Here is a 15,604-nt window from a genome sequence, read left to right as displayed (position 1 = left end):
AATAAAGGTTTAGGTAATCTTGCGTTTAAACAATAAAGAGGGGTTAAAACCCCTCTTTTAAATTTAAGTTGTTTTCAATTTTAAACTTAAATTCTTAAAAAAGCAGTATTTTTAAAAGAAATGAAATATGTTTTTAAAACTCCACCAAAGGTAAATGTATCTAAAAATTTCATGCTTATTTTTGATTTATTGTTGGTCTTTTAGTGTGTATGCGCAAAAGGAAAAGGTTTTTATTGATGAATGGAATCAAATAGAACAATCAAATTCACTAACTCTTAAAGAAAAAAAAGCTTGGTTTGATAACTGGATTAAAGCAAATAATAAACTTAAAAACCCAGATCAAGTTGCTAAAACGTATTACTTTTTTCTTATAGCCTTTTTAAAAACTGGATCTATAGAAAACTCCATTGATTGTTCTCTTCAAATACAGTCAATTGGAACTAATCACAATATAAAATCTGATTTTTTTGTTAAAAATGATAAAAATTTAGTCAATCTATATTATAAGAATGATGACTATTACAAAGTGATATCTTCTGGTAATAATTATATAAAAAAGTATCCTAAAAAAACGGTTCGTTTAGGACAAATTTACAGGTTCTTGGGTAATGCCTACAGCGATATTGGCGATTTTGAAAAAGCAATTTCATATTATAATAAGGCAATCTATACCTTTAAAGAATTAAACAATTCTAATCAGGAAGGAAGGACATTAATTAACCTTTTAGAAGTTTATGTAAAATTAGAAAGCAAATTTTACTCTAATGATATTATCAAAACTTTAGATATTATTGATTCAATAGATACTTTTAGTGATAAAGACATTATTGCAAAATCTTTAAATGCAGGAGTTTTTTACGATTTTTCAAATGATTTTTCAAATGCTAAATCTAATTATAAAACAGCCTTAAAATTATCTTACAAATTAGACGATTCATTAAACGTGTTTAAATCTTTAATAAATCTTGGTATAGTGTATAAAAAACAAGACAGCTTATCTAAAGCTAAAGACATTTTTAGAGAAGCCTATACTTATTCATTAAATAATAAAGAAAATGAAGCTTCTTTGTTTAATAATCTAGCAGATGTATTTAAAACAGAAAACAACTATGAGAAAGCATTAAACTATTATGACAAAGCAATTTTAAAGGTATTGGATGCACAAAATTTAAAAATCGAAAATTTAGATGTACTATACAATAAAATTGATCTTTTAGGTTACTTAATAGATAAAGCAAATGTTTTAATACTAATTAATGAAACCAACAATAATGAAAATTATTTAAAGCAAGCTTTAAATATATACGATATAGCAGATAAAATTATTGATGTTATTTATTTTGAAAGTAGAGAGGATTTATCAAAACTATTCTGGAGAAAACAAGCTAATGACATATATGTTAATGCAATTAACGCAGCTTATAAACTAAACAAGCCTAATAAAGTCTTTTACTTTATTGAAAAAAGCAAAGCTCTTTTACTTCTTGAAAACATAACAGAAAGTAATGCAAAAGCACAAGCTAATCTTCCAAATATCTTAATTGAAAGAGAGTTTAAATTAAAAAATGAAATTAATAAAACTGAAATTATACTTTCTGAATATAAAAGTAAAAAAGTAAGCCTTTCAATACTAGATAGTATAAAAAATCAAGTTTTTGTGAAAAAACGAAAATACTCAGATTTTATAGATTCATTAGAAGTAATATCACCAAGATATTATGATTATAAGAAAAAAATTAATGTTTTTTCTAAAAAAATGGTTCAAGAAAGTCTTAAAAAAGACGAGATCGTTTTGCAATATAAATTTACTTTAAATAAAGGATATCTTGTTTTTTTAAGTCATGAAGATGTCAAATTATATGAACTAAAAAACATAAAAAATATTCATTCAGATTTAAATCAATATAAAAAGGCTATTAACAAACCCTTCATTAAACAAGAAGATAGTCGTGATTTTAAAAAATTATCTGCTTCTCTTTTTTCAAGTTTATTACCCTTAGCAAATAAAAACATCCTTATTGATAAAAAAGTAATTATTATTCCTGACGGTTTACTTCAAACAATCCCTTTTGAACCACTGGTTTTGAATAATAAAGAATCTTTAAATATGTCATATTTAATTAATTATTGTGATATAAGTTATGCTTATTCGTTTTCATCATTAAAAAATTCTTTAAATAAAAAAATCAAATTTAAAAACAATTTTTTTGCCATAAGTCCATCTAAATTTAATGATAAAACTCTTCCAGATTTAATTATATCTGACGACGAGGTTAATCAAATTGAAACATTACTTAACACTAAGTTATTAATTAATAATCTAGCTACTAAAGAAACATTTTTGAATAACTATGGAAAATCTAAAGTTGTACATATTTCAACTCATGGAGGTATTATTGATAATAATCCTTGGATAGCTTTTAATGATAAAAAGTTGATGTTAAATGATATGTATTTTAACAATAAACAAGCAGATATAGTTGTTTTAAATGCTTGTAAGACGTCTCAAGGTGAACATAAAAAAGGAGAAGGAATTATGAGTATAGCTAGAGCTTTTTCTAATTCTGGAGCAAAAAGTGTCGTTTCTTCTTTATGGGATATAAACCAAAAATCAAGTAATGAAATTATAACAGAATTTTATAAAAACATTAAACTAGGACTGTCAAAAGCTAATGCTTTAAGAGAAGCTAAATTAGTTTATTTAAACAAATATAGTAATACAAGTGAAGCTTCTCCATATTTTTGGAGTGGTGTAATACTAACAGGAGATGAGTCTGCTATTATGCCAAAAAACAGACCTATATGGCTTATACTACTTATAACACTTATTAGTACAATAGTAATTGTAAAGTGGTTTTTCTATAAAAAATAGATTCAACTTACTAAACAATAAGTAAAAAAAACTAAAATCCAATCTATAAAAAAAGCCACTATTTCTAGTGGCTTATTCAAACTTGCTCCTCCTCTTAGGCTCGAACTAAGGACCCTCTGATTAACAGTCAGATGCTCTAACCAACTGAGCTAAGGAGGAGTGTTTTTCGCTGTTGCGAGCGCAAATATAAATTGTTTTTTATTTTCTGCAAAGCAATTTTTAATTTTTTTAATTAAAAACTGCTTTAAATATGTCATTACCGTTTGCAAATAACACTAAAGCTAATAAAATTATAAATCCTACAAGTTGTGCGTTTTCTAAAAACTTCTCGCTAGGCTTACGACCAGAGACCATTTCAAATAATAAAAACATGACGTGTCCACCATCTAAAGCTGGTATTGGCAATAAATTTAAAACCCCTAACATAATTGATAAAAATGCAGTTAAATTCCAAAAGTCTGCCCAATTCCAAGTACTTGGAAAAACATCGTAAATAGCTTTAAATCCACCAACACCTTTATAGGCTCCAGTGCTTGGATTAAATATTTTACCTAATTGTCCCCAATAACTTGATACTTGTTCTACAAACTTATCTTTACCTCCTCCAAAACTTTCTAAAAAGGTATATTCTTTAAGTGTAATGTCATAATATCCTAACTCTTCAAACCTTTTAGGATTTTTCATTGGTACAATACCTACAAATCCTTCGCTATCCACTTTTAATTGTCTTGTAATAGTATCATTACCTCTTAAAAATACAGAGTTTACAGTTTGGTTTTTATAAGTTAACATGCGTGGTTCAAATTGATCATAATACTTCAGGTCTTTACCGTCAATAGATAATAACACATCTCCTTCTTTTAAATCAATCCCTTTGTTAACCATTGTATCTTTGATCTCTCCAACCATAAAAGGATGTCTAACTTTAAATAGTTTTCCTTTGACTTTTCTAGACGTTAATTGTCCTAAAAAATCTACAGGTAGCTGTATGGTTACCTCTTCGCCATTTCTATCTATTGTGTATTTCTCTGTTTCTACTAATCCTTTAATAACATCTCGATGACTTTTTACTTTTACATCATCTAATGCAATTATTTTATCTCCAGTCTTAAAACCTAAATCATTTAATAATGGATTGTCAATCTGATACCCATCTTTCATGCTTTTTAAAGTAATATCTGTATCTCCATAAGCAAAAGATAATACTACATATATAAGATATGCTAATACAAAATTGACAAAAACACCACCTAACATAATAATTAAACGTTGCCAAGCTGGTTTAGATCTAAACTCCCATGGTTGTGGTGGTTTAGCCATTTGCTCTTTATCCATACTTTCATCAATCATTCCGGCTATTTTTACATAACCTCCAAGTGGCAACCAACCTATACCATAAACGGTTTCTCCAATTTTCTTTTTGAATAATGAATATTTTACATCAAAAAATAAATAAAATTTTTCGACTCTTGTTTTAAATGCTTTAGCAGGAATAAAATGTCCTAATTCGTGCAAAACAATTAATAATGACAGACTTAATAAGAACTGTCCAATTTTTATAACAAACTCCATGTAGTGTTTCTATTCTTTTTAATAATCGCCCAAAAGTAAGTATTTAGACTTAGTTTAAAAAGTAATAACACTAATGCTTACTAAATAATTAACAAATTTTATGAGCTATATCATAAGATAGGCTAAACATTTCATTGTATTTTTGCAGGATAACACTAAAACTGATTGATAATGTTGTCTTTTTTTAAAGAATACAAACTGTTTGCTATTGTATTTGGTATTATATCAATAATTATAATTTCTATTTTTTATAATATTTTAAAGGTTGAAAAACCTTTACCTATCTATCAGCCAGCAATGGTTACAACAGAGTTAGTAGATAGTACTATCCAACATCAAAAAAAATATCATAAAATTGCAAATTTTAGTTTAACTAATCAAAACGGAAAAACTATTACCCAAGACCATTACAAAGACAAAATCTACGTTGCTGATTTCTTTTTTACAACTTGTCAAACCATTTGCCCAATAATGACAGACAATATGGCAATTATCCAAAAAGAAATTAAAAACGATCCAGAAATTATGCTATTATCACACTCGGTAACTCCAGATATTGATACTGTAGATCGACTTAAAAAATATGCAGTTAAAAAAGGGGTTATTGACACTAAGTGGAATTTAGTAACAGGAGATAAAGGTCAAATATATCGTTTAGCCAGAAAAAGTTATTTAGCTGTTAAAGACAATGGAATGCCAGACGACTACGGAATGGTACATACAGAAAACTTTATGCTTATTGATAAACAAAAGCAAATTAGAGGTTATTATGATGGTACTAAAAAAGAAGAAATCACTAAATTACTAAACGATATTAAAAAGTTAAAAAAAGAGTATCAAGAATAGTTTTATCCGTTCTATTTTTTTAGATAAATTATTTCTATTACTTTTGCTTCTTTAAAATCAATCTAAATAAGCTTGAGCCATACACTTGACACTTTAAAACGTGGAGAAATTGCAATAATAATTGATGTTTCCTCAGAAGAAATCCCGCTTAAACTCCTAGAAATGGGATGTTTACCAGGCAACAACGTCAAACTAGTACAAGTTGCACCTTTTGCAGACCCAATGTATCTTAACATTAATGGAAGCCATTTAGCAATTAGAAAAGAAACAGCTATTCATATAATTATTGAAAAAGAAGAGATATGAGTAAGCAAATAAATATTGCTTTAATTGGAAACCCAAACACAGGAAAAACATCTGTGTTTAACGCCTTAACTGGTCTTAATCAAAAAGTTGGGAATTACCCAGGAATTACCGTCGAAAAAAAAGAAGGTATTTGTAAACTACCTAGAGGTGTCAAAGCCCATATTATAGATTTACCTGGTACTTATAGTTTAAATGCATCTTCTTTAGATGAAAACGTGGTCATAGAATTACTACTTAATAAAAACGACAAAGACTTTCCTGATGTTGCAGTAGTTGTTAGTGATGTAGAAAACTTAAAAAGAAATCTATTACTATTTACCCAAATTAAAGATTTAGAAATCCCAACCATTTTAGTCATTAATATGGCAGACAGAATGAAATATAAAGGGATCTCTTTAGATATTATACATTTAGAACAAGAGTTAAAAACTAAAATTGCAGTTGTCAGTACTAGAAAAAAAGAGGGGATTGATAACTTAAAACAATTAATTTCCAACTATAAAGATATTTCAACTACACCTTGTTTAAATGCTTCAGAAATTGATAAAGAGTATTTTAACAAACTAAGAAAAGCGTTCCCAAACCAGTTATTATATAAACTTTGGTTAGTAATAACACAAGATGTAAACTTTGGTAAAACAGACAGAAACCAAGTTGAAGCTATTGCTAGTTTTAAAACAAAATCCAAAAGCGATCTAAAACGTCTACAGCAAAAAGAAACCATAAAACGCTACCAATTTATAAACAATACACTTAAAAAAGGACAAACTATTGATGCGTCTCAAGCCAAAGATTTACGCACAAAATTTGATCGTGTTTTAACCCATAAAGTTTGGGGATACGCTATTTTCTTTTTGATTTTGCTAACTATTTTTCAAGCTATTTATGATTGGTCAACTGTACCAATGGATCTTATAGACGGTCTTTTTTCTAACTTAAGCGATTGGGTTAAAAACACATTACCAGCAGGCGTTTTTACTAATTTATTAGCAGAAGGAATTATTTCTGGATTAGGAGGAATAGTTATTTTTATTCCACAAATCGCTTTTTTATTCCTTTTTATAGCTGTTTTAGAAGAGAGTGGTTATATGAGTCGTGTTGTGTTTTTAATGGACAGAATCATGCGTCGTTTTGGGCTTAGTGGTAAAAGTATTGTACCCCTAATATCTGGTACTGCTTGTGCTATTCCAGCCATTATGGCAACTAGAAATATTGAAAGCTGGAAAGAACGTTTAATTACCATATTAGTAACCCCTTTTACAACCTGTTCTGCAAGATTACCAGTCTACTTAATTATCATAGCTTTGGTGATTCCTGAAGGGCGTTTTTTAGGATTAAGTTATCAAGCATTAACTTTAATGTTATTGTACTTAATAGGGTTTTTAGCAGCTATTTTCTCTGCTTATATTTTAAATAAAATTTTAAAAATAAAAAGCAAGACTTTTTTTGTAGTAGAAATGCCAAACTACAAATTACCAATGTTTAAAAATGTAGCTTTAACTGTATTAGAAAAAACTAAGTCATTTATTTTTGGAGCAGGTAAAATTATATTAGCAATCTCTATTGTACTTTGGTTTTTAGCTTCTTATGGACCTGGAGAACAATTTAATAATGCAGAAGATATTATTAAAACAGAATACGCTTCGCAACAATTAAATGAAGAAGAACTAGCTCAAAAAATAGCCTCACATAAACTAGAACATTCTTTTATTGGAATTGCAGGACATGCAATAGAACCTGTAATTAGGCCTTTAGGATACGACTGGAAAATTGGAATTGCAATTGTTAGTAGTTTTGCTGCACGCGAGGTTTTTGTTGGGACTTTAGCAACTATTTACAGTGTTGGAAATGACGATGTAGATACTATTACCAATAGAATGGCAAAAGAGACTAACCCAATTACTGGTGGCAAATTATTTACTTTAGCTTCTGGAATTAGTTTATTACTATTTTACGCATTTGCAATGCAATGTATGAGTACGCTAGCTATTGTAAAAAAGGAAACTAACACATGGAAATGGCCAATCCTACAATTAGTAATTATGACTGCAATTGCTTATATTACTGCTTTAATTGCTTATCAATTTTTGAAGTAAAATGAACACAATTATTCAAAACACACTTGTTTTTATAACCTTAGGATTTGCTTTGTTTTTTCTGTGGAAAAAATATTTTGTTAAAACAAAATCAAAAAAATCTTGTGGAACAGATGATTGTGGCTGTCATTAATCTTTATCAGATTTAGTTATTTCCTTAAACGTTAGCTGTAAACTATAATTTACATCAGATTCCTTTTCTATCCCATCAGGATAAGGCAACAAATTATAAGCAGATATTTTAAGATCACTAGACAAAAACAGAGGTGACAATTGTGTGATTGCAGCTATTTTAACAATTTTTTCTTCGCTTTTTTCACCTTTTTTAGAAATACTAACAAGTACCTCAGCTTCACCAGCCCAAACACACATGACATTTTTTGGACACCTAGAATCCCTAATAACTTTAATAAAAGTAATAGTTACATCATCAATCGTAAAACTATTACCTATTTGTAATTGATTAACAATTTTTGGCGCTTCAACTTTTACTAAAGTACTATCCTAAGCATTAACAACTAAAGTAAAACAAAAGGCAAATAATAAAAACAAGTATTTCATCTTAATTTATTTTGATAACAATATACTTACTAAAAGTGTACCATAATGTTAACGTATTCAAAATTTTAGTTATATTTGAAAAATTTTTAAGCTAACTTAAAAATTTATTAAAGTTATTTAAAATGTCAGTTGCAACAGAAAATTTTGTAAAAGCTATTTACAAGAATAAAAATAATGATATTACAGACACTAAGCCTGGAAATATAGCTAAGTTACTAGGTATATCAAACGCTGCAGCAACAGACATGGCTAAAAATTTAGCTTCAAAAAACTTAATTAATTACAAAAAGTATAAAGCCTTAAAATTGACTAAGGAAGGCGAAAAATTAGCCTTAAAAGTAATACGAAAGCATAGACTTTGGGAAGCTTTTTTACACAAAACATTTGATATGTCTTTACATGAAATACATCGTGAAGCAGAACTATTAGAGCATGAAACCTCAGATTTTTTAGCCAATACAATTAGTGCTTTTTTAGGCAATCCTAAATTTGATCCTCATGGAGACCCAATCCCAAATGAAAATGGAGAAATAACGACTAAAGACGCTTCTATTTCTTTATCAAAAGCAGCAGAAAACAAAACATATATCATCTCTAGATTAATGAGTGATGACAAGGAGTTTTTTGATTTTTGTGCGTTAAACGGTTTAAAATATGGAAATAAAATTTCCATAATTAAACAATTTAGTAATAATAAAATGACACAAATAACTATAAACAATAATACAATTCTTTTAAATCAAGATTTTACAAAAATTATTTATGTAAATGAAGTCTAAAAACATGAAAAAAAACATACTTATATTACTAGCTATCACAACAATTTTTAGTTGTAAAAACAATAAAAAAGAAAACGGTAAACTTAACATTGTTACCTCAACAACTATGATTACCGATTTAGTAAGAAATATTGGTGGAGATTCCATTAATATTAATGGGTTAATGGGAAGTGGTGTTGATCCACACCTATATAAAGCAAGTGAAGGAGATGTCACCAAGTTAGTAAATGCAGACATCATTTTTTATAATGGTTTACACCTAGAAGGAAAACTTGTGGAGGTTTTTGAAAAAATGGGAAGTAGCACTAAAACACCAATAGCCTTAGGAGAGGTCATTGACAAATCCACTTTAATTGGATCAGATTATTTTGCTTCAAATTATGATCCACATGTATGGTTTAATATTAATTATTTTAAACAGTTTGCAAAGAAGGTAACTACTACTTTAACTGAAAAAGACAAAGCAAATGCAACCTATTACAAATCAAACGAAACTATATTTTTAGCTAAATTAGATAGTCTTCAAAACACAGTAAACGCAACTATTAAAACCTTACCAAAAGAAAAACGAATCTTGGTAACTGCACATGATGCTTTTAATTATTTTGGAAAAAATTACGGGTTTGAAGTTGTAGGTTTACAGGGCTTATCGACAGCTACAGAAGCAGGAGTAAAAGATGTACAAAATTTAGCTAACTTTATCATAGAAAAACAAGTAAAAGCCATTTTTGTAGAAAGTTCTGTACCAAAACGTACCATTGAAGCCTTACAAGAAGCAGTAAAATCTAAAGGACACGACGTTAAAATTGGAGGAACACTATATTCTGATGCATTAGGAAGTGCAGGAACAATTGAAGGTACTTATATTGGCATGTTTGAATATAATGTAAACACTATTGTTAACGCGCTACGTTAGTTAGTAAAATGAAAAAATATTTGAGATTAAAACAAAAGATAGTAAAGTAAAAGTCCCAGATCAATTAGCAGAATTGAGCGCCAAGGCGAAGAATAAATGAAGAAAAGCTTCGAAAAATAGGAGAACGCAGTTCGACGCGAAGTTTTTAAATTGGTTTTCAGTTTTAAAAACTGAAAAAATCCTTGGCTTGGATGACTTTTTTTGATTCGTTTTTTGGATAAGCAAAAAATGAATAAAGAATAAATTAAAAACCATGAGTAACAAAAGAAGTAAGACTCCTGCTTCCTCAGGAGTTATAGCAGTAAAAGTAGACGACCTAACAGTAGCATATAACTACAAACCAGTCCTTTGGGATATCGATTTAGAAATCCCTGAAGGCGTTTTAATGGCTATTGTTGGACCAAATGGAGCAGGAAAATCTACGCTTATCAAAGCTATATTAGGTATTTTAAAACCCATTGCAGGAAGTGTTACTATTTATGACAAACCTTATGAAAAACAACGTCAACTAGTCGCATACGTACCACAAAAAGGAAGTGTCGATTGGGATTTTCCAACCACTGCTTTAGATGTTGTAACTATGGGAACTTATGGTAGTTTAGGATGGATTAAACGACCAGGACAGAAACAAAAAAAAGCAGCTTTAGAAGCACTTGAAAAAGTAGGAATGCTATCTTTTAAAGGTAGACAAATTAGTCAACTATCAGGAGGACAACAACAACGTATATTTTTAGCACGTGCATTAGTACAAAATGCATCCATTTACTTTATGGACGAGCCTTTTCAAGGTGTTGACGCAACCACAGAAATTGCTATTATTAATATTTTAAAAGAATTACGTAAATCTGGAAAAACAGTAATAGTTGTTCATCATGATTTACAAACCGTTCCAGAATATTTTGATTGGGTTACCTTTTTAAATGTGAAGAAAATTGCAACTGGTCCTGTAAAGGATATTTTTAATGACGATAATTTAACTAAGACTTACGGAATTAATTATAAAGTAAGTATACAAGAGTAGTATAGTTGGCAGTGTTCAGTCGCAGTTGGCAGTCCTTACTCGAGTTTAATTTACATATAGATGAATATATAAACTGAAAACAGATTATTAATTGAACTTGGAATTCCGACAAAGTCGGAAGATTCAAAATTAAGAAATAATGAGTGAAGGAATGTAGATGCAAAGCGAAGCTTTAAGCACGAAATTCCGAAAACGAGTGATGCTTTAGCAATTTCCTAATTTTGATATGATTTTTTGGTTCGTTTTGTATCAAGACAAAATGAACGTAAATGAAATAAAAAACAATAAAGTAGATTCCTGCTTTTGCAGGAATGACAAATATGGACATAACAGAATATTTTAAATTAGTCTTTACAGACTACACATTAAGAACCATCACTCTAGGCACAGCAATTCTTGGAGCTGCAACTGGTATGTTAGGTAGTTTTGCAGTGCTTAGAAAACAAAGCCTGCTTGGTGATGCAATCTCGCATGCAGCTTTACCAGGAATAGCAATTGCCTTTTTAATAACTGGAGCAAAAGACAGCAACACGTTACTTTTAGGTGCTTTAGTTAGCGGATTGATTGGCACCTTTTGGATTAGAGGTATCGTCAAAAAAACACATTTAAAAAGCGATACTGCTTTAGGATTAATCTTGTCCTTATTTTTTGGATTTGGAATGTTGTTACTCACTTTTATACAAAAACAGCCCAATGCTAATCAAGCTGGATTAGACAAGTATTTATTTGGTCAAGCTGCCACTTTAGTTGAGAGTGATGTCTGGCTAATGGCAATTGTAACAGGTTTGTGCTTATTTGTTTTGTTGCTGTTTTGGAAAGAGTTTAAAATATTATTGTTTGATGCAGATTACACAAAAACCTTGGGTTTTAACACTAAACTTATTGACGTTTTAATTACTAGTTTTATTGTATTAGCAATCGTATTAGGGTTGCAAACCGTAGGTGTTGTATTAATGAGTGCGATGCTTCTTGCTCCTGCAGCTGCAGCAAGACAATGGACCAATAGTTTATCAAAAATGGTGTTTTTAGCTGCTATATTTGGAGCTTTTTCTGGTGTTTTTGGTACTGCAATAAGTGCAAGTCAAACCAATCTATCAACAGGACCAGTCATTGTTTTAGTAGCTTCAGTATTTGTTGTGTTTTCGTTTGTGTTTTCGCCAAGTCGTGGGTTACTATTTAAACAAATACGCTTTTTAAAAAATAGACGCGATTTAGAACTTCATAAAACACTAGCTTTTATGCATCAAATTGCCGAAACACATGAAGATATTTCGCATCCTCATGCTATTAAATTACTTAATAATTTTCAAGGATTTACACGTAAAACCCTTCAGCAGTTAGTAGAAAAAAACTACGTTATATTGAATGGAAATATGTGGAGTTTAACCAAAACTGGTTTTAAAACTGCTTCAAATTTATACACTAAACAAAACACAGATAATGAATAGTGCACAAATAGAAATACAGCTTATTGCCAGCTTAGTAGCAATTGCTTGTGCTATTCCAGGTACTTTTTTAGTGCTTCGTAAAATGGCAATGATAAGCGATGCTATAAGCCATTCTATATTACCAGGAATTGTCATTGGCTTTTTTATAACACAAGATTTAAATTCGCCATTACTAATTGTTTTAGCTGCTTTTACAGGAATTATAACTGTTGTTTTGGTTGAGTATATCCAAAAAACTGGCTTAGTAAAAGAAGACACTGCAATTGGATTAGTGTTTCCTGCATTGTTTAGTGTTGGTGTTATTTTAATTGCCAAAAACGCTAACGATATCCATTTAGACGTGGATGCTGTTTTGGTTGGAGAATTAGCTTTAGCGCCTTTTGACAGACTACTAGTTTCTGGAATAGATATTGGCCCAAAATCCTTATGGATTATTGGTATCATTTTATTAATTACAATTACATTATTAATTGCCTTTTTTAAAGAACTTAAAATAAGCACGTTTGATAAAGGTTTAGCAGCTTCATTAGGGTTTTCTCCAGCAATTATACATTACGGATTAATGACAGTGTCATCTGTGACTACAGTTGGTGCTTTTGATGCAGTAGGAGCCATTCTAGTAGTCGCTTTAATGATTGCTCCAGCAGCAACCGCATATCTACTAACCACCAATCTAAAAAAAATGCTTGGCTTAGCCATATTTTTTGGAGTATTTAGTGCAATTTCTGGGTATTGGCTAGCGCATTTATTAGACGCATCAATTGCTGGATCTATTACTACTATGCTTGGGTTATTGTTTTTATCTGTGTATTTATTTGCGCCAAGCAAAGGTATTATTGCAGTCATGTATCGCGAAAAACAACAACGTACAGAAGTTAGTTTACTAACCTTTTTGCTACATTTAAAAAACCATAACGAAGTTGAAGAACGTCATGTAAATCATCTTCGAGAGCACATTAATTGGCAAAAAGTAAGAGCTAAAACGGTTTTAGAATTAGCTCAAAAAAACAACATGATTGTTATTGATAATAATGTGGTGTCCTTAACCGAAAAAGGAGACACCTTTACCTCTAAAGCTATTGATTATATCATTACTAATGAAGATGCTCAAATAGAAGACATGAAAGACGATTTCTTTTTGTTTAGGGGTTAATAGCTAATCAAAATTAGGATTCAATTTTTGCAATTCAGATTTTAATTGGTCTAAACTCACTTCTTTAAAATCAAATTTAAGCTCTGATATTTGTTTAGTTGTAGCATTTTTAATGCCTAAAAACAATTTATCATCAATCATCTTTATTGCTACTAAAATAACTTCTTCATTTATAGCTACAGTACCAAAATCGTAGTTATCATTATTCCTTTTACTTGGCAGAATAGAGTTATAGGATTTAAATACCATTTTGACATCTGCTCCATTTGCATCCTTAATTTTTAGTTTAAATTTTATTGCGTTTTTATTGCTTCTAATAAATCGATCGCAATTAATCCAACCTAATTTAGAGCCATAAAACGCATACCTAGAAACCGATTTAGCAGTAATAACATTTGTTGAAGTACTATTTACAGTGTCTCTATTTTTTAATTGTGCTTCAAACTTTTTTTCAAAAGATGTTTTATCCTTTACAGTGATAAGATTTAGATTATTTTTTGTGCTACCATCTACAGTAAAATTAATAGGCAACCAATAAGGAACAATAACTGTTTGACCACGTTGTGTCCCTGGTTTTAGTTTTGGTATTAATTTTAAAACTCTTATAGCTTCATTGGCTAACTCAGTATTAGCAGCTCTTGCTTGAATATCTACTACTTCTCCATTTGTATCAATTTTAAATGAGGTTCTAATTTTATGTTTTCCTGTTAAATTTAAGTCTTCAGCTAAACTAGTATTAAAGTTTTTCGAGATTAGTTTTGAAAGTGCTTGATCAAAACATTGTTTTTTTTCTGTATTTGTACCAGTATCACAACCAGGAAACACAGGTACTTCTTCTATAATGTTTATTGGCACTTCTACTATTTCCTCTTCTGAAAATCTAACTTCATGGACTTCTGCGGTTATTATCTTTGGCTCTACTTGATTATCTAAAACCCAATTAACTCCATCTTTATTTTGTTGACCTAAAAAGAGTTGCATATCTCTTTTTTTACTCTTATTTGAAGAAAATATATATTTGATTGTACTTCCCGTTTTCAACTTTAGTTCTTTACCTTTTTTATTGGCTTTTACAAACAACATGCCTCCAGTTTCCAATTGTTTATAATCAGATTTTGTGGTCAAATTAGCTAATAACATATCAGATAGTTGATAATACTCTGTAACTTCTATATTAATATTACCTCTTGCTAATTTTCCTTTAGCATCTACAAAACATTTTGCTGGAATGGTTAAAATGGTTCCTTCTTTAAACGTTATAGTCGTTTCTTTTTCGTTATTAATCGTTTTTGTTTCTGGTTGTTTTTTTACTGAATTGTAAAATGATGATAACTCCTCGTTAATGAATTTTGTTTTAGTAATTTTTTCAAGTTTTTTAGTACTTGTATTAGAACTTACAACAGTTTCAGTAGATCCAAATCTTCTTTCAACTTTTTGAATGTTAATAATAATAGAATCGTTTTTTGGGTGAATATGCTTATAGATTGGAAAGTTTTTTTCAAATTCTTGTTTAGTGAAATGTCCTAATTTTTCAATTATAATAGTATCCTTTACAACAGTTATTCCTCCATATAGATTAGTTAAACTATCTATTTCTATGCTTTTTACTACTCTTTTTACGACTACAAATTTCTTTTTTGAACTATCAATTTGTTTTAAGGTTTCTACTTTATTATTATTAGGAATTGAATCTATATTAGTTTCAATTAAATTTTGATTTTCATGTTCTAAATTTGGAGTTGTTTCTGTTTTTAAAAGCAAGTTATAAGCTAAGATTGAAACTAAAGCAACAACACTTATTAAACCAATGATTTTAATCCATTTTAATTGAATAAAACTGGTTTTTGCAGAAGCAATTTCTACTTTTAATTGCACACGTTTTAAGCCTTCTAAAAACGTCAATTGCTCTTGGTAAAGTGTATTAAATTCTGGGTTTGATTGTAATTGATTTTCAAAATTTTGTCTATCGGATTCTAAAAGTTGTCCGTTTATATATTGATTGATTAATTCTATTTGTAAGATATGATTTTCCAT

12 protein-coding genes and 1 tRNA gene are annotated in these 15,604 nt (G+C 29.4%); 9 read left to right on the top strand and 4 right to left on the bottom strand.

What is annotated here, in order from left to right:
* Nucleotides 1-154 precede the first annotated feature (154 nt).
* Nucleotides 155-2,872, top strand: coding sequence for a CHAT domain-containing protein (locus SJY17_RS04675; protein ID WP_397364321.1), 2,718 nt, complete (start codon nucleotides 155-157; stop codon nucleotides 2,870-2,872).
* Between the two features lie 85 nt (nucleotides 2,873-2,957).
* On the opposite strand, the gene SJY17_RS04670 is transcribed toward SJY17_RS04675, so the two are convergent.
* Together SJY17_RS04670 and rseP are read right to left on the bottom strand one after the other, a co-directional pair.
* Nucleotides 2,958-3,031 (bottom strand) — tRNA-Asn (locus SJY17_RS04670).
* A 69-nt stretch (nucleotides 3,032-3,100) separates the two neighbouring features.
* Complete coding sequence (rseP, locus tag SJY17_RS04665) at nucleotides 3,101-4,444, bottom strand: RIP metalloprotease RseP (RefSeq protein ID WP_397364320.1); 1,344 nt, start codon at nucleotides 4,442-4,444, stop codon at nucleotides 3,101-3,103.
* A 171-nt stretch (nucleotides 4,445-4,615) separates the two neighbouring features.
* Between rseP and SJY17_RS04660 the strand changes: the two genes are divergently transcribed.
* From SJY17_RS04660 to feoB, 3 genes are all read left to right on the top strand, one after another.
* Nucleotides 4,616-5,290, top strand: a complete 675-nt coding sequence (locus SJY17_RS04660; RefSeq protein WP_397364319.1) for an SCO family protein — start codon at nucleotides 4,616-4,618, stop codon at nucleotides 5,288-5,290.
* A 72-nt stretch (nucleotides 5,291-5,362) separates the two neighbouring features.
* Nucleotides 5,363-5,596 (top strand): ferrous iron transport protein A, encoded by a 234-nt coding sequence (locus SJY17_RS04655; protein WP_397364317.1) that lies wholly within the window; start codon nucleotides 5,363-5,365, stop codon nucleotides 5,594-5,596.
* Entirely contained in the window at nucleotides 5,593-7,692 is a 2,100-nt protein-coding gene (feoB, locus tag SJY17_RS04650; RefSeq protein WP_397364316.1) for a ferrous iron transport protein B, read from the top strand. The genes SJY17_RS04655 and feoB overlap by 4 nt, the downstream gene beginning before the upstream one ends.
* A gap of 129 nt (nucleotides 7,693-7,821) precedes the next feature.
* On the opposite strand, the gene SJY17_RS04645 is transcribed toward feoB, so the two are convergent.
* Nucleotides 7,822-8,064 (bottom strand): hypothetical protein, encoded by a 243-nt coding sequence (locus SJY17_RS04645; protein WP_397364315.1) that lies wholly within the window; start codon nucleotides 8,062-8,064, stop codon nucleotides 7,822-7,824.
* 311 nt (nucleotides 8,065-8,375) lie between these two features.
* Between SJY17_RS04645 and SJY17_RS04640 the strand changes: the two genes are divergently transcribed.
* The 5 genes from SJY17_RS04640 (at nucleotide 8,376) to SJY17_RS04620 (ending at nucleotide 13,570) form a co-directional block, all read left to right on the top strand.
* Nucleotides 8,376-9,032: a metal-dependent transcriptional regulator gene (locus SJY17_RS04640; RefSeq protein WP_397364314.1), complete on the top strand. Its 657-nt coding sequence runs from the start codon at nucleotides 8,376-8,378 to the stop codon at nucleotides 9,030-9,032.
* Between the two features lie 4 nt (nucleotides 9,033-9,036).
* On the top strand, nucleotides 9,037-9,948 hold the full coding sequence (locus tag SJY17_RS04635; RefSeq protein ID WP_397364313.1) for a metal ABC transporter solute-binding protein, Zn/Mn family: 912 nt from the start codon (nucleotides 9,037-9,039) through the stop codon (nucleotides 9,946-9,948).
* Between the two features lie 253 nt (nucleotides 9,949-10,201).
* Nucleotides 10,202-10,969, top strand: a complete 768-nt coding sequence (locus SJY17_RS04630; protein ID WP_397364312.1) for a metal ABC transporter ATP-binding protein — start codon at nucleotides 10,202-10,204, stop codon at nucleotides 10,967-10,969.
* Nucleotides 10,970-11,289: 320 nt separating this feature from the next.
* Nucleotides 11,290-12,417, top strand: a complete 1,128-nt coding sequence (locus tag SJY17_RS04625; protein ID WP_397364311.1) for a metal ABC transporter permease — start codon at nucleotides 11,290-11,292, stop codon at nucleotides 12,415-12,417.
* Nucleotides 12,410-13,570 carry a metal ABC transporter permease gene (locus tag SJY17_RS04620; protein ID WP_397364310.1) on the top strand — a complete coding sequence of 387 codons (1,161 nt, stop codon included), beginning with the start codon at nucleotides 12,410-12,412 and terminating at the stop codon, nucleotides 13,568-13,570. The genes SJY17_RS04625 and SJY17_RS04620 overlap by 8 nt, the downstream gene beginning before the upstream one ends.
* Nucleotides 13,571-13,573: 3 nt before the next feature.
* Here SJY17_RS04620 and SJY17_RS04615 read toward each other — a convergent pair whose 3' ends face one another.
* A complete protein-coding gene (locus tag SJY17_RS04615; protein ID WP_397364309.1) occupies nucleotides 13,574-15,604 on the bottom strand; it encodes a hypothetical protein in 2,031 nt (676 codons plus the stop codon).

The organism is Olleya sp. R77988 (assembly GCF_044594215.1).
In the GTDB taxonomy this organism is placed as follows: Bacteria; Bacteroidota; Bacteroidia; order Flavobacteriales; family Flavobacteriaceae; genus Olleya.
This window is presented reverse-complemented; position numbering and strand designations above follow the sequence as displayed.

Excerpts from the sequence above, each read along its gene's own strand:
- rseP (WP_397364320.1), bottom strand. The coding sequence starts at position 4,444 with ATGGAGTTTGTTATAAAAATTGGACAGTTCTTATTAAGTCTGTCATTA.
- SJY17_RS04625 (WP_397364311.1), top strand. The coding sequence starts at position 11,290 with ATGGACATAACAGAATATTTTAAATTAGTCTTTACAGACTACACATTA.
- SJY17_RS04630 (WP_397364312.1), top strand. The coding sequence starts at position 10,202 with ATGAGTAACAAAAGAAGTAAGACTCCTGCTTCCTCAGGAGTTATAGCA.
- SJY17_RS04620 (WP_397364310.1), top strand. The coding sequence starts at position 12,410 with ATGAATAGTGCACAAATAGAAATACAGCTTATTGCCAGCTTAGTAGCA.
- feoB (WP_397364316.1), top strand. The coding sequence starts at position 5,593 with ATGAGTAAGCAAATAAATATTGCTTTAATTGGAAACCCAAACACAGGA.
- SJY17_RS04615 (WP_397364309.1), bottom strand. The coding sequence starts at position 15,604 with ATGGAAAATCATATCTTACAAATAGAATTAATCAATCAATATATAAAC.
- SJY17_RS04645 (WP_397364315.1), bottom strand. The coding sequence starts at position 8,064 with ATGTGTGTTTGGGCTGGTGAAGCTGAGGTACTTGTTAGTATTTCTAAA.
- SJY17_RS04635 (WP_397364313.1), top strand. The coding sequence starts at position 9,037 with ATGAAAAAAAACATACTTATATTACTAGCTATCACAACAATTTTTAGT.
- SJY17_RS04640 (WP_397364314.1), top strand. The coding sequence starts at position 8,376 with ATGTCAGTTGCAACAGAAAATTTTGTAAAAGCTATTTACAAGAATAAA.
- SJY17_RS04660 (WP_397364319.1), top strand. The coding sequence starts at position 4,616 with ATGTTGTCTTTTTTTAAAGAATACAAACTGTTTGCTATTGTATTTGGT.
- SJY17_RS04675 (WP_397364321.1), top strand. The coding sequence starts at position 155 with ATGTATCTAAAAATTTCATGCTTATTTTTGATTTATTGTTGGTCTTTT.